This is a genomic window from Polaribacter atrinae (assembly GCF_038023995.1).
Taxonomy (GTDB): Bacteria; Bacteroidota; Bacteroidia; order Flavobacteriales; family Flavobacteriaceae; genus Polaribacter; species Polaribacter atrinae.
In genome coordinates, this window is the sequence record NZ_CP150660.1 from 2,871,681 (window position 1) to 2,894,691 (window position 23,011).

Annotated in this window: 24 protein-coding genes; 9 read left to right on the forward strand and 15 right to left on the reverse strand. The window is 30.0% G+C overall.

Translation table 11 applies throughout. The features are described 5' to 3' along the window. Nucleotides 1-40 precede the first annotated feature (40 nt). Nucleotides 41-718, forward strand: a complete 678-nt coding sequence (locus tag WG945_RS12475; RefSeq protein ID WP_068449541.1) for a porin family protein — start codon at nt 41-43, stop codon at nt 716-718. Here WG945_RS12475 and WG945_RS12480 read toward each other — a convergent pair. From WG945_RS12480 to WG945_RS12540, 13 genes are all read right to left on the reverse strand, one after another. Continuing rightward, on the reverse strand, nt 713-1,312 hold the full coding sequence (locus tag WG945_RS12480) for a hypothetical protein (RefSeq protein ID WP_068449540.1): 600 nt from the start codon (nt 1,310-1,312) through the stop codon (nt 713-715). The genes WG945_RS12475 and WG945_RS12480 overlap by 6 nt on opposite strands. Next, complete coding sequence (gene rpoN / locus WG945_RS12485; protein ID WP_068449539.1) at nt 1,312-2,769, reverse strand: RNA polymerase factor sigma-54; 1,458 nt, start codon at nt 2,767-2,769, stop codon at nt 1,312-1,314. The genes WG945_RS12480 and rpoN overlap by 1 nt, the downstream gene beginning before the upstream one ends. An 85-nt stretch (nt 2,770-2,854) precedes the next feature. Then, entirely contained in the window at nt 2,855-4,288 is a 1,434-nt protein-coding gene (gene asnS, locus WG945_RS12490; protein ID WP_068449538.1) for an asparagine--tRNA ligase, read from the reverse strand. Nucleotides 4,289-4,651: 363 nt separating this feature from the next. Next, nucleotides 4,652-7,027, reverse strand: a complete 2,376-nt coding sequence (locus WG945_RS12495; protein WP_068449537.1) for an efflux RND transporter permease subunit — start codon at nt 7,025-7,027, stop codon at nt 4,652-4,654. Nucleotides 7,028-7,127: 100 nt separating this feature from the next. Further along, the gene (frr, locus tag WG945_RS12500; RefSeq protein WP_068449536.1) at nt 7,128-7,682 is read right to left on the reverse strand and encodes a ribosome recycling factor; all 555 of its coding nucleotides are present in this window, start codon (nt 7,680-7,682) and stop codon (nt 7,128-7,130) included. A gap of 29 nt (nt 7,683-7,711) precedes the next feature. After that, the gene (pyrH, locus tag WG945_RS12505; RefSeq protein ID WP_068449535.1) at nt 7,712-8,422 is read right to left on the reverse strand and encodes a UMP kinase; all 711 of its coding nucleotides are present in this window, start codon (nt 8,420-8,422) and stop codon (nt 7,712-7,714) included. A 177-nt stretch (nt 8,423-8,599) separates the two neighbouring features. Then, nucleotides 8,600-9,571: a translation elongation factor Ts gene (tsf, locus tag WG945_RS12510; RefSeq protein WP_068449534.1), complete on the reverse strand. Its 972-nt coding sequence runs from the start codon at nt 9,569-9,571 to the stop codon at nt 8,600-8,602. A 24-nt stretch (nt 9,572-9,595) separates the two neighbouring features. Then, nucleotides 9,596-10,390 carry a 30S ribosomal protein S2 gene (gene rpsB / locus WG945_RS12515; protein ID WP_068449533.1) on the reverse strand — a complete coding sequence of 265 codons (795 nt, stop codon included), beginning with the start codon at nt 10,388-10,390 and terminating at the stop codon, nt 9,596-9,598. 145 nt (nt 10,391-10,535) lie between these two features. Beyond that, entirely contained in the window at nt 10,536-10,922 is a 387-nt protein-coding gene (rpsI, locus tag WG945_RS12520) for a 30S ribosomal protein S9 (RefSeq protein WP_068449532.1), read from the reverse strand. After that, nucleotides 10,922-11,377: a 50S ribosomal protein L13 gene (gene rplM, locus WG945_RS12525; RefSeq protein ID WP_068449531.1), complete on the reverse strand. Its 456-nt coding sequence runs from the start codon at nt 11,375-11,377 to the stop codon at nt 10,922-10,924. The genes rpsI and rplM overlap by 1 nt, the downstream gene beginning before the upstream one ends. 314 nt (nt 11,378-11,691) lie before the next feature. Continuing rightward, nucleotides 11,692-13,338 carry a glycoside hydrolase family 2 TIM barrel-domain containing protein gene (locus WG945_RS12530; protein ID WP_317039180.1) on the reverse strand — a complete coding sequence of 549 codons (1,647 nt, stop codon included), beginning with the start codon at nt 13,336-13,338 and terminating at the stop codon, nt 11,692-11,694. A gap of 6 nt (nt 13,339-13,344) precedes the next feature. Beyond that, a complete protein-coding gene (locus WG945_RS12535; protein ID WP_317039178.1) occupies nt 13,345-14,133 on the reverse strand; it encodes a sugar-binding domain-containing protein in 789 nt (262 codons plus the stop codon). Nucleotides 14,134-14,465: 332 nt separating this feature from the next. Further along, nucleotides 14,466-15,524, reverse strand: a complete 1,059-nt coding sequence (locus tag WG945_RS12540; RefSeq protein WP_068449530.1) for a branched-chain amino acid aminotransferase — start codon at nt 15,522-15,524, stop codon at nt 14,466-14,468. Between the two features lie 120 nt (nt 15,525-15,644). Here WG945_RS12540 and WG945_RS12545 point away from each other — a divergent pair, with 120 nt between their 5' ends. The 4 genes from WG945_RS12545 to WG945_RS12560 are packed head-to-tail and all read left to right on the forward strand — an operon-like array spanning nt 15,645 to nt 17,415. Next, nucleotides 15,645-16,151, forward strand: a complete 507-nt coding sequence (locus tag WG945_RS12545) for a DUF4920 domain-containing protein (RefSeq protein ID WP_068449529.1) — start codon at nt 15,645-15,647, stop codon at nt 16,149-16,151. Next, the gene (locus WG945_RS12550) at nt 16,151-16,573 is read left to right on the forward strand and encodes a hypothetical protein (RefSeq protein WP_068449528.1); all 423 of its coding nucleotides are present in this window, start codon (nt 16,151-16,153) and stop codon (nt 16,571-16,573) included. The genes WG945_RS12545 and WG945_RS12550 overlap by 1 nt, the downstream gene beginning before the upstream one ends. A gap of 2 nt (nt 16,574-16,575) precedes the next feature. Next, nucleotides 16,576-17,238, forward strand: a complete 663-nt coding sequence (mnmD, locus tag WG945_RS12555) for a tRNA (5-methylaminomethyl-2-thiouridine)(34)-methyltransferase MnmD (RefSeq protein WP_068449527.1) — start codon at nt 16,576-16,578, stop codon at nt 17,236-17,238. 45 nt (nt 17,239-17,283) lie between these two features. Further along, nucleotides 17,284-17,415 (forward strand): hypothetical protein, encoded by a 132-nt coding sequence (locus tag WG945_RS12560; protein ID WP_262501941.1) that lies wholly within the window; start codon nt 17,284-17,286, stop codon nt 17,413-17,415. Nucleotides 17,416-17,564: 149 nt separating this feature from the next. On the opposite strand, the gene WG945_RS12565 is transcribed toward WG945_RS12560, so the two are convergent. After that, nucleotides 17,565-18,722, reverse strand: coding sequence for a glycosyltransferase family 2 protein (locus WG945_RS12565; RefSeq protein ID WP_068449526.1), 1,158 nt, complete (start codon nt 18,720-18,722; stop codon nt 17,565-17,567). Next, nucleotides 18,719-19,636 carry a lysylphosphatidylglycerol synthase domain-containing protein gene (locus tag WG945_RS12570; RefSeq protein WP_231874626.1) on the reverse strand — a complete coding sequence of 306 codons (918 nt, stop codon included), beginning with the start codon at nt 19,634-19,636 and terminating at the stop codon, nt 18,719-18,721. The genes WG945_RS12565 and WG945_RS12570 overlap by 4 nt, the downstream gene beginning before the upstream one ends. A 106-nt stretch (nt 19,637-19,742) precedes the next feature. On the opposite strand from WG945_RS12570, the gene ruvC reads away from it, so the two are divergent. The 4 genes from ruvC to WG945_RS12590 all read left to right on the forward strand — a co-directional run bounded on the left by ruvC (nt 19,743) and on the right by WG945_RS12590 (nt 22,741). After that, a complete protein-coding gene (ruvC, locus tag WG945_RS12575; protein WP_068449524.1) occupies nt 19,743-20,297 on the forward strand; it encodes a crossover junction endodeoxyribonuclease RuvC in 555 nt (184 codons plus the stop codon). 41 nt (nt 20,298-20,338) lie between these two features. Next, the gene (locus WG945_RS12580; RefSeq protein WP_068449523.1) at nt 20,339-20,704 is read left to right on the forward strand and encodes a four helix bundle protein; all 366 of its coding nucleotides are present in this window, start codon (nt 20,339-20,341) and stop codon (nt 20,702-20,704) included. Between the two features lie 32 nt (nt 20,705-20,736). Then, complete coding sequence (gene hemW / locus WG945_RS12585) at nt 20,737-21,864, forward strand: radical SAM family heme chaperone HemW (RefSeq protein ID WP_068449522.1); 1,128 nt, start codon at nt 20,737-20,739, stop codon at nt 21,862-21,864. Nucleotides 21,865-21,991: 127 nt separating this feature from the next. After that, complete coding sequence (locus WG945_RS12590; RefSeq protein ID WP_068449521.1) at nt 21,992-22,741, forward strand: cyclase family protein; 750 nt, start codon at nt 21,992-21,994, stop codon at nt 22,739-22,741. Nucleotides 22,742-23,011 lie beyond the last annotated feature (270 nt).

Here is a 23,011-nt window from a genome sequence, read left to right on the forward strand (position 1 = left end):
TCAGAAAATATTCTCGCTTTATAATACGTTAAATTTGTATATGAAAACAGCCTTAACCTTCCTTTTTATCTTTATTAACGTCATTGGTGCTTTTAGCCAAAAAGATTCCTTAAATCTTGGTGATAGGTACGCAGAAGATCAAATTTATGTAGCAGTTTCATACGCTCAGTTTTTAGATCAACCGCAAGAGATCTTTAAGAGTAATTTTTCATATGGACTTTCCATTGGTGTTCTAAAAGATTTAATTCTAAATAAACAAGGTAATGTATCTATAGCAGCTGGTGTAGGTTATGGATTTGATTTCTTTAATCATAAATTAAAAGTCGAGGAAATAAACAATACATCTGTTTTTAGTAGTGATGCTACTATTAGTGCTAATTTGTTTAAATCTCACAACGTAGAGCTTCCATTAGAACTAAGATGGAGAACTTCTACGGCAACAAAATATAGTTTCTGGAGGATATATGCAGGGATAAAATTCCTATATAATTTCTCCAATAAATTTCAGTTCGATGATGTAAATGGTAATACCTTTAAATATAAGGATGTTTCTAATTATAATAAACTTCAGTATGGATTAACTCTTTCTACAGGTTATGATGAATTTAATATTAATCTTTATTACGGTTTAACACCAGTCTTTAAAAATAGTACTATAAACGGAGAGGTTATAAATACTAAAATCTTAAAATTTGGACTAATTTTCTATCTTTTATAAAAAGTAGAAAACAATACTTGGAGCTAAAAAACCCAACACAAAGCCTAAATATACTTCTTTTTGCGTATGTGCTTTTAAATGCAGTCTTGCGCTTGCAAGCATCCCCGAGAGGAGCAAACCACAAACAATTACCGCTATTAAATTTTGTTGATATATAAAACTCAATACGTAAAAGAAACCAACAGTGATTCCTATGGATATTAAATGAATGCTTGTTTTTATTTTAAAAGCGAATAATATGTATATGGATACTAAGCCTAAAGAAGTAGCATAAAAAAGCATTCCTAAGTCTTTTAGATTCTCTATTCCATATAAGGTATTCCCCAGTAAATAGAACAACACAATCATCATAGCAACAGGAACTTTTCTTTCCTTTATACTATCAGCTTTAAAAGATTTTATTAGCTTAAACCTTCTAAAAAGTATCAGTATGAGTAAAGGAACAATGTAAGTTGTAATAAAAATTAAGCCTAATACTGCAAATTTTTGGTTTCTACTAAAGCTATTTTGTATTAAAATAAAATATAAGGTTATTCCAATTGTAGGAATTACAATTGGGTGCAGCATAACAGATATGAATTTATGAAATTTCATTAAATTTCTTTACGTAAACGAGCTACCGGTAAATCTAATTGTTCTCTATATTTTGCTACTGTTCTTCTAGCAATAGGGTAGCCTTTTTCTTTTAAAATTGCTGCTAATTTTTCGTCAGTTAAAGGTTTCTTTTTATCTTCTTCAAAAATGACGGTTTCTAGTATCTTTTTTATTTCTTTGGTAGAAACATCTTCTCCTTGGTCGTTTTTCATAGATTCAGAAAAGAATTCTTTAATCAATTTTGTACCATAAGGAGTAGATACATATTTACTATTTGCAACTCTAGAAACGGTTGAAACATCCATGTTAATTTTGTCTGCAATATCTTTTAAAATCATAGGTTTTAGCTTGCGCTCATCACCAGTTAAAAAATATTCATACTGATAGTGCATAATCGTATTCATTGTTACTAAAAGTGTTTGCTGACGCTGTTTAATTGCATCAATAAACCATTTAGCCGAATCTAATTTTTGTTTGATAAAGAATACTGCATCTTTTTGAGACTTACTTTTTACAGTAGCTTCTTGATACCCTTTAAGCATATTGTTATATTCTCTAGAAATATGCAATTCGGGAGCATTTCTAGAGTTTAAAACTAAATCTAATTCTCCATCAACCAACTTAATAGAAAAATCTGGAACAATTTGTTCTGCTATCTTATTATTACCTGCATAAGAACTACCAGGTTTAGGGTTTAGTTTAGATATTTCTTGATTTACTTCTTTTAATTCTTCTTCAGAAATATTAAATTTTTCTTGTAATTTTTTGTAATGCTTCTTTACAAAATGATCAAAAGCAGTCTCTAGAATCTCAATGGCTAAACTTCTAATTTTATTGCTTTCTTTTCTTTTTAATTGAATAATTAAACACTCTTTTAAATCCCTTGCTCCAACTCCAATAGGGTCTAAAGTGTGTACTACTTTTTTTAGAATCGAGATTACTTTTTCTTCGGTTGTAAAAACATTTTCTGTAAAAGCTAAATCATCTACTAAGTCTATAATATCTCTTCTTATATAGCCACTGTCATCTATACTACCAACCAAAAATTCGGCAATAGACAGTTCTTCATCATTAAATGTATATGTACTTAATTGATTTTTTAAGGATTGGTGAAAACTTGTACCACTAGCATATGGCACGTTTTTCTCTTCATCATCTGCAGAGTAATTATTTGCCTGAGTTTTATAACTTGGTATTTCGTCATCACTCAGATAATCATCTATATTGATGTCTTCTGCTTCTATTTTCTCGGTTCCTGCATCATCATATTCATTTGATAAATCATCATCTATAGAATCAGAATCATCTTTACCAGTGTCTAATGCAGGATTTTCTTCAATTTCTTGTTTAAGACGTTCCTCAAAAGCTTGCGTAGGCAATTGAATTAACTTCATCAACTGTATCTGTTGAGGAGATAATTTCTGTAATAGCTTGTATTGTAAACTTTGTTTTAGCATATAGACAAATATATGAAATAGGTTAAAATAAAAAACGTCATTCTGATAGGAATGACGTTTTTTAGTACTTTAATTTTTGTTTTTTTTAAAAATCTGCATTTTGTGGTGTTCTTGGAAATGGAATTACATCTCTAATATTACTCATTCCTGTAGTAAATTGTACAAGTCTTTCAAAACCTAATCCAAAACCAGAATGTACTGCTGTACCAAACTTTCTTAAGTCTAAATACCACCAAAGCTCTTCTTCGATTCCGTGTGCTTTCATTTTATCAAGTAGAACATCATAGCGCTCTTCTCTCTGTGAACCTCCAACAATTTCTCCAATTCCAGGAAATAAAACATCCATTGCTCTAACTGTTTTTCCATCATCATTTAAACGCATATAAAATGCTTTGATGTCTGCAGGATAATCAAATAAAATAACCGGACATTTGAAATGCTTTTCAACTAAAAAACGTTCGTGTTCAGATTGTAAATCTGCACCCCATTCATTAATTGGGAATTGAAATTTTTTCTTTTTATTTGGTTTAGAATTACGTAAAATATCAATTGCCTCTGTATAAGAAACTCTTTTAAAGTTGTTTTCTACAACAAACTTTAGTTTCTCTAGCAAACTCATTTCACTTCTTTCTGCTTGTGGCTTACTTTTATCTTCTTGTGTTAAACGTTGGTCTAGAAAAGCTAAATCATCTTTACATTTATCTAAAACATAGTTTATTACATATTTAATAAAGTCTTCTGCTAAATCCATATTACCATCAAGGTCCATAAAGGCTACTTCTGGTTCTATCATCCAAAATTCTGCTAAATGACGCGTTGTATTTGAATTTTCAGCTCTAAATGTTGGTCCAAAAGTATAAGCTTTACCTAATGCCATTGCAAAAGTTTCTGCTTCTAATTGACCAGAAACAGTTAGGTTAGTTTCCTTGCCAAAGAAATCTTTAGAATGGTCAATTTTTCCATCTTCTGTTACAGGCGCTTCATTGTCTTTAAAGGTTGTAACCTTAAACATTTCTCCTGCTCCTTCTGCATCAGATCCGGTAACAATTGGTGTATGTACATAATTAAAATCTCTTTCTTGAAAATACTGATGTACTGCAAAAGATAATTTAGAACGTACACGCATTACAGCGCTAAATGTATTAGTTCTAACACGTAAATGAGCATTTTCTCTTAAAAACTCGAAACTGTGTTTTTTAGGTTGAATAGGGTATTCATCTGGATTAGAATCTCCTAAAATATCTATTTCTGAAACTTGAATTTCTACAGATTGTCCTTTTCCTTGACTTGCTGCTAAAGTCCCTTTTATATTAATAGCGGCACCTGTTGTAATTCTTTTTAATGTAGTTTCGTCTGTGTTTTCAAAATCGATAACACATTGTATGTTGTTTATTGTAGAACCATCATTTAAAGCAATAAAACGATTGCTTCTAAATGTTCTAACCCATCCTTTTAGGGTTACTTCTTGTAGTAATAATCCTTCCGATTTTAAAAGTTCGGCTACGTTGCTGTTTATCATATTCTTATAATATTGATATAAATATATGTTATTAATAAGTTATATTTTCCTGCTGTTTTTTCTATATAAAGACGCTATTTAAGAAGAATTTTATTTTCTTAATGGGCTTAAATCTCTCAAAAAAAAGATAATTTTTTTGTTAAGAAAACTGATATAGAATACATAATAAATGTTTTTTAGTAAAGAGTAAAGATACTTTTTTGTAAGAAGATGGCAATGATATTTTAAAGTAGTTTTAGATAGGTTTATCTTAAAAAACTATTAATTTTTATTGTTAAATTCTGCTTTTTTTATTTATACAAAAATCGGATGTTAAATAATAACATCCGATTTTTGTGTAAATTTTCTTGTGATAATAAAACCTTATTCTTTTATTTTGTCCTCATCCGGAGGAATAATTCTTATGGCAGGTTCTTTGAAAACTTTTTTATTTGCTATTTTCTTTTCAAAAGTTAATAATAAAGAAGGTAGCAGTAATAAGTTAGAAACCATTGCTAATAATAGAGTTACAGAAACCAAACCACCTAATGCAATTGTACCTCCAAAACTAGAAAGGGTAAAGGTTAAAAAACCAAAGAATAGTACAATTGATGTATAAAACATACTTACACCAGTTTCCCTTAGTGCTCCGTATACAGAAGGTTTAATTCGCCAATTATTCGTTATTAATTCTTGCCTATATTTTGCTAAAAAGTGAATAGTGTCATCAACAGAAATACCAAAAGCAATACTAAATACAAGAATTGTTGATGGTTTTATAGGGATATTAAAGAAGCCCATTAAACCAGCTGTAATTAGTAACGGTAATATGTTAGGTATTAATGATATAAAAATCATTGGTGGAGATCTAAACATCCAAGCCATAAAAATAGCGATTAAGAAAATGGCTAATGATAAAGAAATTACTAGGTTTTTGATTAAATAATTGGTTCCTTTTATAAAAACCAATGCTTTTCCTGTAACCGAAACTTCATATTTATCTGATGGAAATTCTTTTGCAATAACCTCTTTTAAACGTTCTTGAATTACATTCATCTTTTCAGTACCAATGTCTTTCATAAAAGTAGTTATTCTTGCATAGCGCCCTGTAGAATCTACAAAGTTTTTAAGCATGCTAGCATCGCTATTTGAGTTTTTGGTATATGCAAAGATGTAACTTTGTTCTTGACTTGTTGGTAACTGATAATATTTAGGGTTCCCTTTGTAATAAGCCTGTTTAGAGTATTTTACTACATTGGTAATAGAGATTGGTTTAGAAAGTTCTGGAAATGCTTCTATGGCTTCATTTATTTTTTCCATCTTTTTTAAAGTGGACAAACTCATAACTCCTTTATCCTTTTTAGTATCAACTAAAATTTCTAATGGCATTATACCTCCAAATTCACTTTCAAAAAATTTTATATCTTGATAAAACTCTAAACTTTTAGGCATGTCTTCTATTAAACTTCCAGAAACCTTTATTTTATAGACACCAATAATTGCAGCAATTATAACAATAACCGTGGTAAAATAAATTGTGATTCTTTGATTTTTTACCATTTTCTCCATCCAATTCACTACATTTTCAATCCACTTTGTTTCAAGATGGTTTAAATGCTTCTTCTTTGGAAGTGGCATAAAACTATATAAAATAGGTATAATTAGTAATGCTAATACAAAGATACTAATGATGTTAACTGAAGCTAAAATACCAAACTCTCTTAATAAACTACTTTTCACAAAAACAAAAGTTGCAAAACCAGATGCAGTTGTAATGTTGGTCATTAAAGTAGCATTACCGACTTTAGAAATTACACGTTGTAAAGCTTTTGCTTGTTGACCATGTTTTTTTATCTCTTGTTGATATTTATTAATTAGAAAAACGGCATTTGGTACTCCAATAACAATAATTAATGGAGGTATTAATGCAGATAATACAGTTATTTCATAGCCAAACCATCCTATAAAACCAAAAGCCCAAATTACACCGGTCATTACTACTAATAGTGTAATAAATGTTGCTCTAAAAGATCTAAAGAAAAAGAAGAATATAACAGCTGTTATACCTAATGCACCTAATACAAAGAGTAGAATTTCATCTTGTATATTTTGTGCGTTTAAAGTTCTAATGTAGGGCATTCCGGATACTCGAATGTCTACATTGTGGTCTTTTTCAAATTTATCTATTGCAGGAATTAATGTGTTAAATATAAAATCTCTTCGCTTTGGGGTATTTATGATTTCTTTTTTAATATAAATAGCGGTTTGTAATGTACCCGTTTCTTTATTGAAGAGCAAATTATCGTAGAAGGGGAGTTTCTCAAAAAGTTGTTTTTTTATTTCTTGAACTTCTTCTGTTGTTGTTGGTTCCTTATCGTATAAAGGTTCTAGTACAAACTTTCTTTGTTTTCTATCTGCTTTTAATTTTTGAACATCAGCAATAGAAATTGTAAAATCTATTTCTTCTAAACTATCAAATTTTTGTACTAAATTATTCCAAGCATTAAACTTTTTAGGAGTAAATACTGTTGAGTCTTTAATCCCTAATATAACTAAGTTACCTTCTTCTCCAAAAATTTCTAAAAATCGATTGTAATCTAGATTTGCTATATGATCTTCAGGTAATAGGTTGGCTTCTGTATATGAAAATTTCATATATTTCATTTGTGAAGCTAATAAACCTGTAATTATTGCAATACCTATTAAAACCAAATAACGGTTTCTTAAGATAAGGCCAGCAACTTTTGTCCAGAAATTCATTTATTAAAAATTAGGTAGATGTGGTTAAAACTATATATATTGGTGTAAATAAAAAGAGAGTGCTAAGAAACACTCTCTTTTTAATTGATTAGGTTTTTTCTTAAACCTTCATGATTTCTACTTCTTTAACAGCAAGTTTCTCTTCTATCTGTTTTACAAAAGCATCTGTTAATTTTTGAACATCATCTTCAGAAATCTTCTTAAGATCATCAGAAACATCCGTTTTTTTAATGTCATTATTAGCATCTTTACGTGCATTTCTAATACCCACTTTAGCGTGTTCTGCTTCTGCTTTTGCTTGTTTTGCTAAACCTATTCTTCTTTCTTCTGTTAATGGTGGTACATTAATCATAATAATATCACCATTGTTCATTGGGTTAAATCCAAGATTAGCAATCATAATTGCTTTTTCTATGGGTTGTAACATGTTTTTCTCCCAAGGTTGTACAGATATGGTTCTAGGATCTGGTGTGCTTACATTTGCAATTTGGCTTAATGGAGTTTGAGAACCATAATAATCTACCATTACATTAGCTAACATTGCTGGTGTTGCTTTACCGGCTCTAATAGTTCTTAATTCTTTTACTAAATGCTCTACAGCATTATTCATCGCTTCTTTAGCGCCATCAAGAATAAATTCAATTTCTTCGTTCATTGTCAGTAAATTTATAAAAAAAACTCTAATTATTGAGTATTAACAATAGTACCAATTTTTTCACCAGAAACTAATTTCATTAAGTTTCCATTTGTATTCATGTCGAAAACAATTATTGGTAATTTATTTTCTTCACTTAATGTAAATGCTGTCATATCCATTACTTTAAGACCTTTTTTAATTACATCTTTAAAAGTAATGTTTTCAAATTTTATAGCATTTTTATTTTTTTCAGGATCTACATCATAGATTCCGTCTACACGAGTTCCTTTTAAGATTGCATCTGCATTTACCTCAATAGCTCTTAATACAGCTGCTGTATCCGTTGTAAAATATGGGTTTCCTGTTCCTGCACCAAAAATAACAACTCTACCTTTTTCTAAGTGGCGAATTGCTTTTCTCTTGATATAAGGTTCTGCAACTTCCTTTATTTCTAATGCAGTTTGTAAACGTGTATGAACACCTTGGTCTTCTAGTGCACTTTGTAATGCTAATCCGTTAATACAAGTAGCTAACATACCCATGTGGTCTCCTTGTACTCTATCCATTCCATTTGCTGCACCTGCAACTCCTCTAAAAATATTTCCACCACCAATTACTATGGCAACTTCTATTCCTTTTTCTACTACTTCTTTTATTTCTTTTGCGTACTCAGAAAGTCGTTTAGGATCTATTCCGTATTGTCTTTCTCCCATTAGGGCTTCTCCACTTAATTTTAAAAGAATTCTATTGTATTGCATAAAGCTTTTTATATTTTTTAGATTTGCACTTTTGTGAAAATAAGAATTGTGCAAAATTAAGCTTTTTTTTTGAGTTTCCTTTTTTTGGAATCAAAAAAAACCTCGCAATTCTAAATTTATAGAATGCGAGGTTTTAAATATTTTATTCTTGTTTTTCCAAGAATAACAGATAAATGTTTATCCTAAAGTAACTCTTTTAAAAGTACTTACTTCAACATCACCATATGTTTTAACATATTGTGCAACATTTTTCTTTTCATCTTTAATAAAAGCTTGGTCTAAAAGACATTGCTCTGTATCTAAAGTAGTGTTGTCAGAAACAAATCTTTCCATTTTTCCTGGTAAGATTCTATCCCAGATTTTTTCTGGTTTTCCTTCTGCAGCTAATTCAGCTTTAGCAGCTTCTTCAGCTTTAGCTAAAACTTCTTCAGATAATTGAGACATAGAAATAAATTGAGGAACATTTTTTAATGTTTTCCCTAATCTTCCTAATTCAATATTATCTTTTTCAATCACAGCAATTCTTGCTTCTGTTTCAGCAGCAACAAATGCAGGATCAAAATCTTTGTAAGACAATGTAGATGCTCCCATAGAAGCTACTTGCATTGCTACATCTTTAGCTAAAACATCAGCGTTATCTACAGCAGCAGATAAACCTACTAATGCTGCAATTTTACCAATGTGAGTATAAGCACCAACATAAGCAGCTTCTACTTTTTCAAAAGCTGTTATCTCTAACTTTTCTCCAATAACACCAGTTTGCTCAATTAATTTATCAGCAACAGTCATTCCTCCAAAATCAGCAGCTAAGAAAGATTCTTTATCAGCATAATTTAAAGCAATTTCTGCAAATTGACTTCCTAATTCAACGAAAGCATCATTTTTACCAACAAAATCAGTCTCACATGCTAATACGATTGCTACACCAGCAGTATTATCAGCATTAATTTTTGTTACTGCAACTCCTTCTGTAGATTCTCTATCAGCTCTTTTTGCAGCAATTTTTTGACCTTTTTTACGTAAAATATCAATTGCTTTATCAAAATCACCACCTGACTCAACTAATGCCTTTTTACAGTCCATCATTCCAGCTCCAGTTGCTTCTCTTAATTTTTTAACATCAGCAGCACTAATCTTTACTGTTTCCATGTTATGTATGTTTTTTAGTTAGAATTATTTTTTTTCTTCAGCAGGTGCTTCAGTAACTTCTGCTTTAGGAGCTGCTTTTTCTGCCTTTGGAGCTGCAACTTCTTTAGTTTCTTTTACTTTTTCTTTGTCTGCTTTTCTATCAGATAAACCTTCTGCAATTGCATCAGTAACATAAGATAATACTTTGTCTATAGACTTAGAAGCATCATCATTTGCTGGAATGATAAAATCTACTAATCTAGGATCAGAGTTTGTATCAACCATAGCAAAAATTGGAATGCTTAATTTTTGAGCTTCTGCTACAGCAATGTGCTCTTTTTTAATATCTACTACAAATAATGCTCCAGGTAAACGAGTCATATCAGAAATAGAACCTAAATTCTTTTCTAATTTTTCTCTCTGACGATTGATTTGTAATTTTTCTCTTTTAGATAATGCATCAAAAGATCCATCTAACTTCATTCTATCAATATGAGCCATTTTCTTAACAGCTTTTCTAATAGTAATAAAGTTTGTTAACATACCACCAGGCCATCTTTCTGTGATGTAAGGCATGTTTACTGCTTTTGCTTTTTCTGCAACAATATCTTTTGCTTGCTTTTTAGTAGCTACAAATAAAATTTTACGTCCAGAGTTAGCGATCTTTTTTAAAGCTTCTGAAGTTTCTTCTATTTTTGCTGCTGTTTTATACAAATCGATGATGTGAACACCATTACGTTCTGTATAAATGTATGGAGCCATGTTTGGGTTCCATTTTCTAGTTAAGTGTCCAAAGTGTACACCACTATCTAATAATTCTTGAATGTTTACGTTTGCCATTTTCTTAAATGTGTTTACTTTCTGTTTTGAAATCAATAGTTAGGTAGTCTTTCGAGTCCTAACTATTTAGATGCTAAACTGTTTAATATTAAAATATAATAACAGTTCTCGATATAATATAGTGCAGAATAAATTCTGCGATATATTAACGTTTCGAGAATTGGAATTTTTTACGTGCTTTTTTCTGACCGAATTTCTTACGTTCAACCATTCTTGGGTCACGAGTTAATAAACCTTCTGGTTTCAATACTAATCTGTGCTCTTCGTTGATAGCAACTAAAGCTCTAGTAATAGCTAAACGGATAGCTTCTGCTTGTCCTGTTACACCACCTCCGTAAACATTAACTTTAATATCATAAGATTCTAAGTTTTCTGTTAACATTAAAGGTTGTTGTACTTTATACTGTAATGTACCTGTAGTAAAGTAGTTTTTGTAATCTTTTTTGTTTACGGTAATGTTACCGCTTCCTTCTGAAAGATAAATACGAGCTACAGCTGTTTTTCTTCTACCGATTTTATGTACTATATCCATTATTTAAGATCGTTAAGGTTAATAGCTTTAGGTTCTTGACCTGCTTGTTTGTGCTCTCCACCTGCATATACATACAAGTTTCTGTATAGAGCTGCTCCTAAAATGTTTTTAGGTAACATTCCTTTTACTGCTTTTTCGATTAATCTTGTAGGATCTTTCTCAAACATTTCTGTTGCAGTTAACGATCTTTGTCCTCCTGGATAACCTGTGTGACGAATGTAAGATTTGTCTCTCCATTTGTTACCAGTTAAAACAATTTTTTCTGCGTTGATAATAACCACGTTGTCTCCACAATCTACGTGAGGAGTAAAATTTGGTTTGTATTTACCTCTAATTAGCTTTGCTACTTTAGAAGCTAGACGACCCAACGTTTGCCCGTCTGCATCAACTAAAACCCACTCCTTGTTTACGGTAGCGCTGTTTGCTGATACTGTTTTGTAACTTAATGTGTTCATAATTACACTATTAGTTTTTGTTTATTAATAATTGAATTTTCCTTAAAAAAGGAGTGCAAATGTACTGTATTTTATTTGATTGACAAATAGTGTTTTGTATTTATTTTACACTCAATCTATTAATTACTTATTCATTACCTTTTTAAAATAGAAAGTTATTTTTAAGATCAATAAAAAGTGTTTAATATCCACTCACAATGATGATAATTGAACGTTAGTTAGAATTTTAGTTTTGCCTATAATTGTTAAAGTAAATAATGGTAAATGACTTACTGAGGTGAAAAATTGTATGTAATTCTGTTTTAGAGTGTAAATTAAAAATCCATTTTTTTAGAACTTAAACTTAACTTTCCTGTTAATAACCCTTTTCCTGTAACAGTTAATTCTATATCTCCTTCTTTTTTTGAAGCTTGTACCATTACTACCAATTTACCACTAAAAAGTTTCATTGTTGGTAAGTGAAATAATTCTAATGAAGTTGGGTCTCCATTACAGGCAGCTCTATAACTTGCATTTCCTTTTACTTTAAATTTAAGTTGATTAGTTGCTGTTGGGCATTCAATTCCGTTTTTATCTACTACAGAAACAGTAACATAAGATAAATCTTTTCCATCTGCTTTTATAATTTTTCTGTCTGGGCTCAGAATTATTTTTGAAGGTTTACCAGCAGTATGAATTTCTTTTTCAGAAACAGGGTTTCCTTCTTCATCATAAGCAATAACCTTTAAAGTTCCTGGTTCGTATTTTACATCCATCCACATTAAGCGATATCTATTTTGTGGACTAGAGTGATGTTTCTTTTGAATTCCCATGCTTTTTCCATTTACAAATAGTTCTGCGCTATTGTAGTTTGTGTACACAAAAACGGGTGTTTTTTCACCTTCTCTTCCTTCCCAATTCCAATGAGGTAAAATATGTAAGGTTTCTTCTTTGGTGTTCCATCTACTTCTGTACAAGTAATACCTGTCTTTTGGCAAACCTGCTAAGTCATTAATTCCGAAATAAGAACTTCTAGAAGGCCAGCTTTCATCATATGGAGTTGGTTCTCCTAAATAATCAAAACCTGTCCAAACAAACTCACCAATAACCCAAGGTTTATCATCTTGTAAGATAAAGTCATCTTCTGGTAAGTTAGACCAACTACAATATTCTAAGTCATAAGAAGAACTTTGAAAATCAGTATATTTTTTCATTGCTGCTTTTTCTACAGGAAATTTATAGATGCCTCTAGAGCTAACTGTTGATGCCGTTTCTGAACCTAATAAAAGCCCTTGAGGAAATCTTTTATAAGCTTCATCATATAAATGTACCCTGTAATTTAAACCAGGGATATCCATAATTGCTCCAAAGCCAGAAGCCATAACTGCCTTTACTTGATCCATTCCAACTGTAACAGGTCTTGTTGGGTCTTCTCTGTGGAAAATATCTTGCAACCATTTTGCGCGTTTTACACCTTCTTCTCCCCATTGATCAGGTACTTCATTTCCAGAACTCCACATTACAATTGAAGGATGGTTTCTTGTAGCTCTAACTAAGTTAACAATATCTTTTTCTGCATATTCTTCAAAAAAACGATTGTAGCCATTTTTTATTTTTGGTTTTGCCCATTCATCAAAACTTTCTGCTAGAAAAAGAAAACCCATTTCGTCACAAAGTTGAAGTTGCTCAAAAGAAGGCATATTGTGCGAGCTTCTAATTGCGTTAACTCCCATGTCTTTTAGAATTGTCAACTGTCTTTTTAAAGCTGCGGTATTTACCGCTGTTCCTAAAGGACCTAAATCGTGATGTAGACAAACTCCTTTAAATTTTGTTGTTTTACCGTTTAAGCTAAACCCTTTTTGGGGTTCGTATTTTATTTCTCTAATCCCAAATTTTGTTGAGATTTCATCTTTTAATTGATTTTTTATGTAAAGTTTTGTGACTGCTTTGTATAAATATGGGTTTTCTGGACTCCATAAAATAGGTTTTTAAACTTTTATATTTTGATCGAATTCATTATTAAAATGAATATCAGATTTGAGTTGATTTACCTCATTTCCATTTGCATCAAAAATTGTAGTTATCAATACACCTGATTCATTAGAAACTTTTGTTTTTATATGAACTTTAGCTTCATTTTTACTTACAAAAGGAGTTGTAATAAAAGTTCCCCATTGATTAATACTTTCTTTTTCTTTTATGATTAGACTTACTTTTCTATACAAACCTGCTCCTGGATACCAACGTGATGCGTTCTCTTTGTTGGTTAATTTTACGGCTAAAGTATTTTCTCCTGCAATTAAATCTTTAGAAATATTAAAATAAAAGTAACTATACCCATACGCCCATTCTCCAATTTTTTTTCCATTTAAAAATACTTGGGGCTCACTCATTGCGCCTTCAAACAATAAAATTATTTTTTTGTTGATATCGGTTTCAGAAATATTAAATTTATTTCTGTACCAAGCAGTTCCTACGTGTGGTAAAGAACCAGTTCTACCTGTTTTTTCTGTAGCTTCCTTTTCGCCGTTTTGAGTAATTGCCATAACTTGTTTGTCTATTTCTTTATCAAAGGAACCATAAATTGCCCAATCATGAGGAACTGTTACTTTTTGCCAGTTTTTATCATTAAAATTTACTTTTTCTGCATTTTTATTTTCACCTTTTTTAAAAGTCCAGTTTTCTGAAAGTTCTATAGTTTTTCTAGTTTGACTAATAATATTAGAGGAAATTAATAATATCAGTAAAAATATTTGAGACGTTTTTTTAAAGTTCATTTTAATGTTTTATAATTTTGAGTAGCAAAACGGAAACCTTATTTTTTAATTTCCTTTTGTTTTTTTTCTGTCTTTCTTTCTTGGTAGTTGTGTCGGAGTGGTTAATATAAATAAAAATTACTTTATTTTTAATTGTGAACGTTTCGTTTTTAAGAAGTCTATGGTTTTACTGTGTAAAAGGATGTGAAACTTTTGTTGTTACCGTTTTACTTAATTCTGATTTAAGGACAAAAAAAAGCATCAATATAAATTGATGCTTTTAGTATTGTATGTTTTTTAGTTAAAATTTAGATTAATAGTTTAGTTAACTACTAATTATAATTATTAACTATTTACTTCAGTATTACTCTCCAACCGTAAGGATCTTCAGCTTGGTTTGTTTGAATATCTGTAATCGCTTTCTTTAGAGTTCCTGCAAAAGGCGCTTCTAATTCTGGTAAATCATAATCAGAACCTTGGTATCCAAAACCTGCAATAGGAGAAATCACCGCAGCAGTTCCTGCTCCAAACATTTCTTTTAAACTACCACTTTGTGCGGCAGCAATTACTTCAGAAACAGTAATTTTTCTAACTTCTACATCAATGTTCATGTCCTCTGCAATCTGAATAACACTCCTACGTGTAATTCCATCTAAGATTCTATCGCTTGTAGGGCTAGTAATTAGTGTGTCATTAATTCTGATAAAAATATTCATTGCACCAGCTTCCTCAATATATTCGTGCGTATTATCATCCGTCCAAATTACTTGATTGTAGCCTTTTTCTATTGCTAATTGAGTAGGGTAAAACTGAGCAGCATAATTTCCACCAGCTTTTGCAAAACCAACACCACCATTTGCGGCACGAGCATATTTTTCTTCAATTAAAACTTTTACTTTACCAGAAAAATATGCACCAGAAGGAGCTGTACAGATTATAAATTTATAAGCATTTGCTGGAGAAGCGTGAAATCCAATTCCAGAGGCAAACATAAAAGGTCTAATATATAAAGAGCTTCCTTCGTTTGTAGGAATCCATTTATTATCTACTTCTAATAATTTTTTTAAACCTTCCATAAAAACATCTTCAGGAACAGCAGGAATAACCAAGCGCTCTGCAGATTTATTTAATCGTTTGTGGTTTTCTAAAGGTCTAAATAACATGGTGCTGCCATCTGCATCTTTATAGGCTTTCATACCTTCAAAAATAGATTGTCCGTAGTGGAAAATTTTAGCAGCTGGGTCTAGTGAGATAGGTGCATAAGGTTTAATAACAGGTGTTTGCCACTCGCCATCTATAAAATCACACTCTAACATGTGGTCAGAATATACACTACCAAATGGTAGATTGTTAAAATCTACAGAATCGATCTTCGATTTTTCTATACGTTGAATTTCTATATTAGATTTCATGCTTTTTGATTGAATTATTAAGCAAATGTACATAAAATATTCATCTGACTATATAACTAATCATTGCTTTTACTCATTAAAATATGTACTTTTGTTCGATACTCACTTAATTTAGAAATTATGAAATTTTTGATATCCTTTTGTTTAGTCGTTTTATTCGTTTTTACGGCTTGTAAAGAAGCTAAGAAACCTGCAAATGAAACTCCAGAACCAAAACAAGAAGTAGTTTATGAATCTTTTGGTGAAAAAATTGCGTTAGACAATGCAATTACTTCAGAAGAGCTATTAACTAAGTTTAAAACTATGAAAGCTGGTGATACTATTAATGTAAAATTTGCATCTAGTATTAAGGAAGTTTGTTCTAAAAAAGGATGTTGGATGAAGTTGCCTTTAAACGGAGAAACAGAAACTATGGTTCGTTTTAAAGATTATGGTTTTTTTATGCCTTTAGATTCTAAAGGAAGAGAAGTGGTTTTAAATGGTAAAGCATTTGTACAAGAAACTTCTGTAGAAGAATTACAACATTATGCAGAAGATGCAGGGAAAACTAAGGATGAAATTGCACAAATTACAACTCCTAAAATCGAATATACGTTTGAGGCAGATGGAGTTTTAATGAGAAAATAATGAAAAAAATAACACTGTTATTTTTATTGATTTCTATTTTATCTTGTAAAAAGAAAGAGTCAAAAGAGGTTGTTATTATAGAAAGTAAAAGAGGTAATCAGTCTGAAATGGCTGCTCTAATGCTTAAAATGTATGATAAAAGCCTAGAAAATAAGCAGCTTGTTTTAGAGGGTAAAGAACCTAAGGAATTTCCTCAAGAATTTTTAAACATTCACACAGCTCAATTAACAGATGCTGCTGTTAGAAATAGTCAGTTTAATGCCTTTTCAGACTTTTATTTAGATAGTTTTAAAAAGGTGTTTGAAACATCAAAAGATTCACTTATTGTAAGACACAACAATGCTGTTAATAGTTGTATTACTTGTCATAAAACTACTTGTATTGGGCCAATTCCAAAAATTAAAAAGTTGCTAATAAAATAATTATGAAAAGAGAAATATTAATAACATCAGATGGTTCATCAACCATTCATTTACCAGATTGGGATGAGCAATATCATTCTAAAAATGGATCTATTAATGAAACTTATCATGTTTTTATAAAAAGTGGGTTAAGAGAAGTTACAGAAGATAATGTTGCTATTTTAGAAATTGGTTTTGGTACAGGTCTAAATTGTTTTATTACCTATTTAGAAGCTAAAAAAAACATTCATTATGTAGGTGTTGAAGCGTACCCTGTTACTGCGGAAGAGGTAGAGAAAATGAATTTTATAGCTGTCTTAGAAGCAGAAAAAGAAAGTGAAACATTTAAAAAAATGCACGCTATTTCTTGGGAAGAAAAGCATCTAATTTCTGACACATTTTCGTTAACAAAAAGAAAGCAGTTTTTTGAAGATATCGAAGATAAAAACACATTTAACTTAATTTATTTTGACGCCTTTGGTGCTCGTGTGCAACCTCAATTATGGACAGTAGAAATTTTTCGTAAAATGTTTGAAGCATTAAAAGAAAACGGAATTTTAGTAACTTATTCAGCAAAAGGAAGTGTAAGAAGAGCAATGCAAGAAGTTGGTTTTGTGGTAGAACGTTTGCCTGGGCCTCCAGGAAAAAGAGAAATGCTACGTGCAACCAAAAAAAGCATACAGTAAATTGTAGATAAAGAATAAGAACTCATAAAAAAAGCAATAGTAAAAATGGAATTTAAAAGAAAATTTGGTAGAAAAAAAGAGACAAAACCAACAAAAGGACTTTTTTTAGTATTGCTTTTGGCTTTTGCTTTAATACTTTGGTTTAAGGCTGAAGATATTATGAATGCCTTATTTTAAATAACTAATTTATATTTTTATTAGAAGCTATTTCCTGCTTTACACACTCGCTTTTTTTATCCTGAAAAAGGATAAAAAAGAGCTCAGACAATTGTTTCAATCAGGGCTAAACTTTTTTGCTTGCAATATTTGTTTTCTTAAAATAGAAGCTACTTTTTAAAACGTCTTCCTTTCCAGTTGTATTTAAAAAATAAAGATTTAAAAATAACAAAAAGACTGAAAAAGGGATACAATAAGCTTGCAAAAAGGTACCATTTATAAAACCCTTTTTGCTGCTTAAAAAACTCAATTGTAGGCAAGAATAAAAACAAGTCAATAATTATTTTTAGCATAAAAGGAAAAAGTAACATTTCTAAGTTTCCATTTAATAAATAGTAAACAACAACAAAGTTGGTTAGTAAAACTAACAACCCAATTAATTTTACATTTAAAGAACCAAAATTACCTGTCTTTGCAGCCCATCTTGTTCTTTGATTAATTAAACCTCTCCATGTTTTTACAGGAAAAGTAGTAACAATTACTTCTTTAGATTTTAGATAAAAAACACTCTTTTTATCAGCATTTATAAATTTTTCAAACAGAAAAACATCATCTCCACTGGCAATATTGTTGTTTCCTTCAAAACCATTTAGTTTTAAAAAATTTTCCTTTTTGTACGCAAAGTTTGCACCATTGCATAAAAACGGAAAATCTATACCAAAACCACCAATAGTAGTTCCTTGCATGCTCATAAAATCTAATAATTGAAACTGCTCTAAGAAATTGTTTTCAACGTTGTAATTAACTGGCGCAACTACCATTTTTGCGTTATTATTTTGAATAAAACTATCTAAGGTTTTTAGCCAGTTTTCTGGTAGAATACAATCTGCATCTGTGGTAACTATCCATTTGTTTTTTGCAATAGAAATAGCAGTAGTAATAGCGTCTTTTTTTGGTGAGTTAGAGGTTCTATTGTTTTTTATTATCCAAATGTCAGTTCTAGCGATTATACTTTTTTGAGAACTGGTATTGAGAACTTGTCCTTCTTTCGAAAAGGAAAAATCGTTAATAATATCTACCGAATTATCATCAGAAGCATCATCAACCAAAATAAATTCTACCAAATCATTTGGGTAATTCAACTCAGCGATTGATTTTAATAAAAGAGGTAAGTTTTCAGCTTCATTTCTAAAAGGAATAATTACCGAAAATGAAGTTTTTTGTAGAGTTGCTGTTTCTTTAAATTCTAAAACCCTTTTAAACCCCAGTGCTAAAGAAATAATTAGAATAGCATAAAAAGTAAATGTGAAAATTAGCAACCAAATCATTTTGTAAAATTAGGTTTAAAAGTTAACACAAAATAACAGCCAATAATTGCCGGTAACACAAAATTTAAAATCCACATTAAAGTGGTTGTAGATAGAATAATAAGAGACGGCATATTAAAAAATGAAAATACCCAAATAGCTACAGAACCTTTTAAAATAACATCAAATAATGATAACATTGGTATTGTAGAGGCAATTAAATAAACGGAACTAATTGCCGAAATTGCATTAAAATATAAAATATCAACTTTAAAAATAAGTAATATAAAATAAAACTGATGCGAGAAAATGATAAAGCGTAGCATTGATAAAATAGCAACTTTTATATTTAATGGCAACGGAATTCTTTTTATAAAATTCCTTACTTTTTCAAATGAAAAGCCCTTAAAATTGATTCTTTTAAGTATAAAGAATAATACAGAAAATACAATAACCGCTATAAGTAAACCTTTTAAAATGAGAGGGAAATCAACTTTAATTTTATGGTTAAAAATAAAATAACTGAAACCGATGCATCCCAAAAATAAGGTGATAAACATTTGATAAAAATTACCAACTAAATTTAAACCTACTATTTGTGTTCTGTGTTTTTTATTAAAATACATTGCTTTTGCTCCGTATTCTCCAATTCTATTGGGGGTAACTAAAGAAGTTGTTAAAGAAGAAAGTGATTGTTGTGAGGCTTCTATAAATGAAATATCTTTTACAAAACCGACTAAATATTTCCATTTTAAGATTTCTAAAAACCAATTGAAAACTGTAAAAACTGTTATAAAAAATATGTTTTCGATGGAGAAAAGATCATTTTCAATTAAATTTTTATAAAAGACAGTAAATTTTAACTGTTCGTTATCAACCAGTTTTGCATAAATAAAATATCCGCAACCAATTACAATCGATAGTTTTATTATCAACCAAAAGAATTGTTTAGATTTGTATGAAAGCGAATTATACATGGTTTGCAAAGTAACAAATAATCATCAGTAAGTTTGATGATAAAAACAAAAACAATCTACCACTTTGGCGATAGAAAAAATCATTTTAGGTATTGACCCTGGAACCACAATTATGGGGTTCGGTTTGATAAAAGTTGTTGGTAAAAAGATGGAATTTATTCAAATGAATGAATTAATGTTGCAAAAATACGACGATCATTACCTGAAGTTAAAGCTTATTTTTGAACGAACGATTGAATTGATTGATACGTATCATCCAGATGAAATAGCAATTGAAGCACCTTTTTTTGGGAAGAATGTACAATCGATGTTAAAGTTAGGTAGAGCGCAAGGAGTTGCGATGGCTGCAGGTTTATCAAGAGAAATTCCGATTACAGAGTATTTGCCAAAGAAAATTAAAATGGCAGTTACCGGAAGCGGAAGTGCAAGTAAAGTGCAAGTAGCTTTGATGTTAAAATCTTTATTGAATTTAAAAACTTTACCTAAAAATTTAGATGCTACAGATGGTTTAGCTGCTGCAGTTTGTCACTTTTACAATTCAGGTATAGTTGTTGGTGGAAAAAACTATACAGGTTGGGCTAGTTTTGTAAAACAAAATGAAAAACGGGTTAAAAAATAAATTTTCAATGAACATTTATCAGTAATCAATTATCAGAAATAATGAAATTACCCAATAATCCGTTACAGAATAAATCTTATGACCTTGCATTGTTAATTGTAAAACTTAGCAAGAAGTTAATGGCAGAAAAGAAAGAATACGTTTTGTCAAAACAGATATTAAGAAGCGGAACTTCAGTTGGAGCCAATATCGTTGAAGCTAACGGTGCTATTTCTAAGGCAGATTTTTCTGCTAAAATGTCAATTGCTTATAAAGAATGTTTAGAAACAAAATATTGGTTACATTTATTAAAAGATAGTGACGATTTAGATCTTGTTGATTTTAATATTTTATTTGAAAAAGCTGATGAGATTGGGAGAATTCTTTTTTCAATTTTAAAGACGACTAGAATTAATAAGCAATCGTGATAATTGATAAAAGATAACTGATAACTGAATTTATGTCCGGAATTTATATACACATACCGTTTTGTAAACAAGCATGTTTTTATTGCGACTTTCATTTTTCTACTTCGTTAAAGAAGAAAGAAGATATGATTTTGTCTTTAATTAAAGAGATAGAAATTAGAAAAGACGAGTTAAAAAATACCATTATAGAAAGCATTTATTTTGGAGGAGGAACACCATCTGTTTTAAATACGGAAGAAATTCAAACTTTAATTGATGCTGTTTATAAAAATCATACAGTAGTTGAGAATCCAGAAATTACGCTAGAGGCAAATCCTGATGATTTATCAGAAGAAAAAATTATAGAACTTTCTAAATCACCAATAAATAGACTGAGTATTGGTGTTCAATCTTTTTTTGAGAAAGATTTAAAACTGATGAATCGTGCGCATAATTCATCCGAAGCAAAAAAATGTCTTGAAATAGCGACTCAATATTTTGATAATATTTCTGTCGATTTAATTTACGGAATTCCAGATTGTACAAATGAGGAATGGAGAGAAAATATACAAACGGCGTTGAGTTTCGGAATTCCACATATATCTAGTTATGCCTTAACGGTAGAACCAAAAACGGCTTTAGACACTTTAATTAAAAAAGGTGAAATTAAAAATGTTGATGAAGAAAAAGCGCAAGAGCAATTTTATATTTTAATTGAAGAATTAAAGAAAGCCAATTTTGTGCATTACGAATTATCAAACTTTGGTAAAGAAGGATTTTTTAGTCAAAATAATTCGTCTTATTGGTTGGGTAAATCTTATTTAGGTATTGGTCCTTCTGCACATTCGTTTGATGGAGTTCAAAGGAGTTGGAATGTTAGAAATAACACAAAGTATATTAAATCTATTCAAGAAAATAAACTTCCAATAGAAAGAGAAACATTAACCAAGATGGACGGTTATAATGAATATATTATGACGGGTTTAAGAACCATTTGGGGTGTTTCTTTTGATAAAATAGAAAAGGATTTTGGAGAGAAATATATAAAATATTTAGAAAAACAAGCTGAAAAATATTTGGAAAAAGAATTACTAATTCTTGAAAACCGAGTTTTAAAAACAACTCAAAAAGGGAAGTTTTTATCAGACGGAATTTCTTCAGATTTATTTATGGTTAACTAGTTTTTTAGCTGTTAATTCTTGTTAAATATTAAGATTGAATACTGTTAAAATGCCCAAAACAAATTTAAAAACTTATATTTGATCTTGTGGTAAAAAACTAAAATTTACTAAAATAAGTACGGCAAATATGAAAGCGGTTATAGAGTATAATTCAAGAAAAATAGAAATAAATGTATCGGAACCTATAGATATTTCGATTCCTATAGATGTTACTAAAAAAAATATAAATGCTTGGGGAATTGAAGACCCTAAAATTGGGCCAGCATCTTTTGATGGTTACGAAGTTAGTGTGGCTAATGGCGCGGTTGTAAATTTTAATAATATTCAATTCAACCCGCATTCACATATTACCCATACCGAGTGTGTTGGTCATATTACAAAAGAAGTACACTCTGTAAATCAAAATTTAAAACATTATTTCTTTTTAGCTGAATTGGTAACCGTGGCTCCTGAAAAAATAGGAAATGATTTTGTAATTTCTGAAAAACAGTTAAAAACAGCATTAAAAAATAAAAAGAGAGATGCCATTGTAATAAGAACTTTACCAAATTTATCTGACAAAAAAGAAACCAGATACTTTAATACAAATCCTGCTTATTTATCTAATGAAGCGTCTAGTTATTTAGTAGAAAAAGGAATTAAACACTTATTGATAGATTTACCTTCTGTAGATAAAGAAAAAGATGGCGGAAAATTAGAAGTTCACAATATTTTCTGGAATACTTCTGGTGATTTAAGAATGAATGCTACTATTACAGAGTTTATATTTGTGCCAAATGATGTGGATGACGGTGAATATTTATTAAACTTAATGATTGCACCATTCGAAAATGATGCAACACCTAGTAAGCCTATTTTATATAAAATTATAAAGTAGATTTAGCAAAAAACAGCGATGTTATTAGATGAAAAAAGTTAATTTAAAACTTTTTAAGGTTTTAGGATTATCTGTGTTGTCTTTTGTTTTTTATTTTGTGATATCGAATTCTGACAAGATAAATTCTATTATAAATACACTGCTAAAAAGTAATTCTAGCAAAGGATTTGGAGTTTATATAGTCATTTATTTGGTGAAATGGTTTTTGTTGATTTTCGGTGTAATATCTTTAATTGTAGTTATTTCTAGATTTTTTATTAAAAAAGAGCA

Bases quoted from the DNA above. Each gene is read 5' to 3' on its own strand.
- WG945_RS12475 (WP_068449541.1), top strand. From the start codon at position 41: ATGAAAACAGCCTTAACCTTCCTTTTTATCTTTATTAACGTCATTGGT.
- WG945_RS12480 (WP_068449540.1), bottom strand. From the start codon at position 1,312: ATGAAATTTCATAAATTCATATCTGTTATGCTGCACCCAATTGTAATT.
- rpoN (WP_068449539.1), bottom strand. From the start codon at position 2,769: ATGCTAAAACAAAGTTTACAATACAAGCTATTACAGAAATTATCTCCT.
- asnS (WP_068449538.1), bottom strand. From the start codon at position 4,288: ATGATAAACAGCAACGTAGCCGAACTTTTAAAATCGGAAGGATTATTA.
- WG945_RS12495 (WP_068449537.1), bottom strand. From the start codon at position 7,027: ATGAATTTCTGGACAAAAGTTGCTGGCCTTATCTTAAGAAACCGTTAT.
- frr (WP_068449536.1), bottom strand. From the start codon at position 7,682: ATGAACGAAGAAATTGAATTTATTCTTGATGGCGCTAAAGAAGCGATG.
- pyrH (WP_068449535.1), bottom strand. From the start codon at position 8,422: ATGCAATACAATAGAATTCTTTTAAAATTAAGTGGAGAAGCCCTAATG.
- tsf (WP_068449534.1), bottom strand. From the start codon at position 9,571: ATGGAAACAGTAAAGATTAGTGCTGCTGATGTTAAAAAATTAAGAGAA.
- rpsB (WP_068449533.1), bottom strand. From the start codon at position 10,390: ATGGCAAACGTAAACATTCAAGAATTATTAGATAGTGGTGTACACTTT.
- rpsI (WP_068449532.1), bottom strand. From the start codon at position 10,922: ATGGATATAGTACATAAAATCGGTAGAAGAAAAACAGCTGTAGCTCGT.
- rplM (WP_068449531.1), bottom strand. From the start codon at position 11,377: ATGAACACATTAAGTTACAAAACAGTATCAGCAAACAGCGCTACCGTA.
- WG945_RS12535 (WP_317039178.1), bottom strand. From the start codon at position 14,133: ATGAACTTTAAAAAAACGTCTCAAATATTTTTACTGATATTATTAATT.
- WG945_RS12540 (WP_068449530.1), bottom strand. From the start codon at position 15,524: ATGAAATCTAATATAGAAATTCAACGTATAGAAAAATCGAAGATCGAT.
- WG945_RS12545 (WP_068449529.1), top strand. From the start codon at position 15,645: ATGAAATTTTTGATATCCTTTTGTTTAGTCGTTTTATTCGTTTTTACG.
- WG945_RS12550 (WP_068449528.1), top strand. From the start codon at position 16,151: ATGAAAAAAATAACACTGTTATTTTTATTGATTTCTATTTTATCTTGT.
- mnmD (WP_068449527.1), top strand. From the start codon at position 16,576: ATGAAAAGAGAAATATTAATAACATCAGATGGTTCATCAACCATTCAT.
- WG945_RS12560 (WP_262501941.1), top strand. From the start codon at position 17,284: ATGGAATTTAAAAGAAAATTTGGTAGAAAAAAAGAGACAAAACCAACA.
- WG945_RS12565 (WP_068449526.1), bottom strand. From the start codon at position 18,722: ATGATTTGGTTGCTAATTTTCACATTTACTTTTTATGCTATTCTAATT.
- WG945_RS12580 (WP_068449523.1), top strand. From the start codon at position 20,339: ATGAAATTACCCAATAATCCGTTACAGAATAAATCTTATGACCTTGCA.
- hemW (WP_068449522.1), top strand. From the start codon at position 20,737: ATGTCCGGAATTTATATACACATACCGTTTTGTAAACAAGCATGTTTT.
- WG945_RS12590 (WP_068449521.1), top strand. From the start codon at position 21,992: ATGAAAGCGGTTATAGAGTATAATTCAAGAAAAATAGAAATAAATGTA.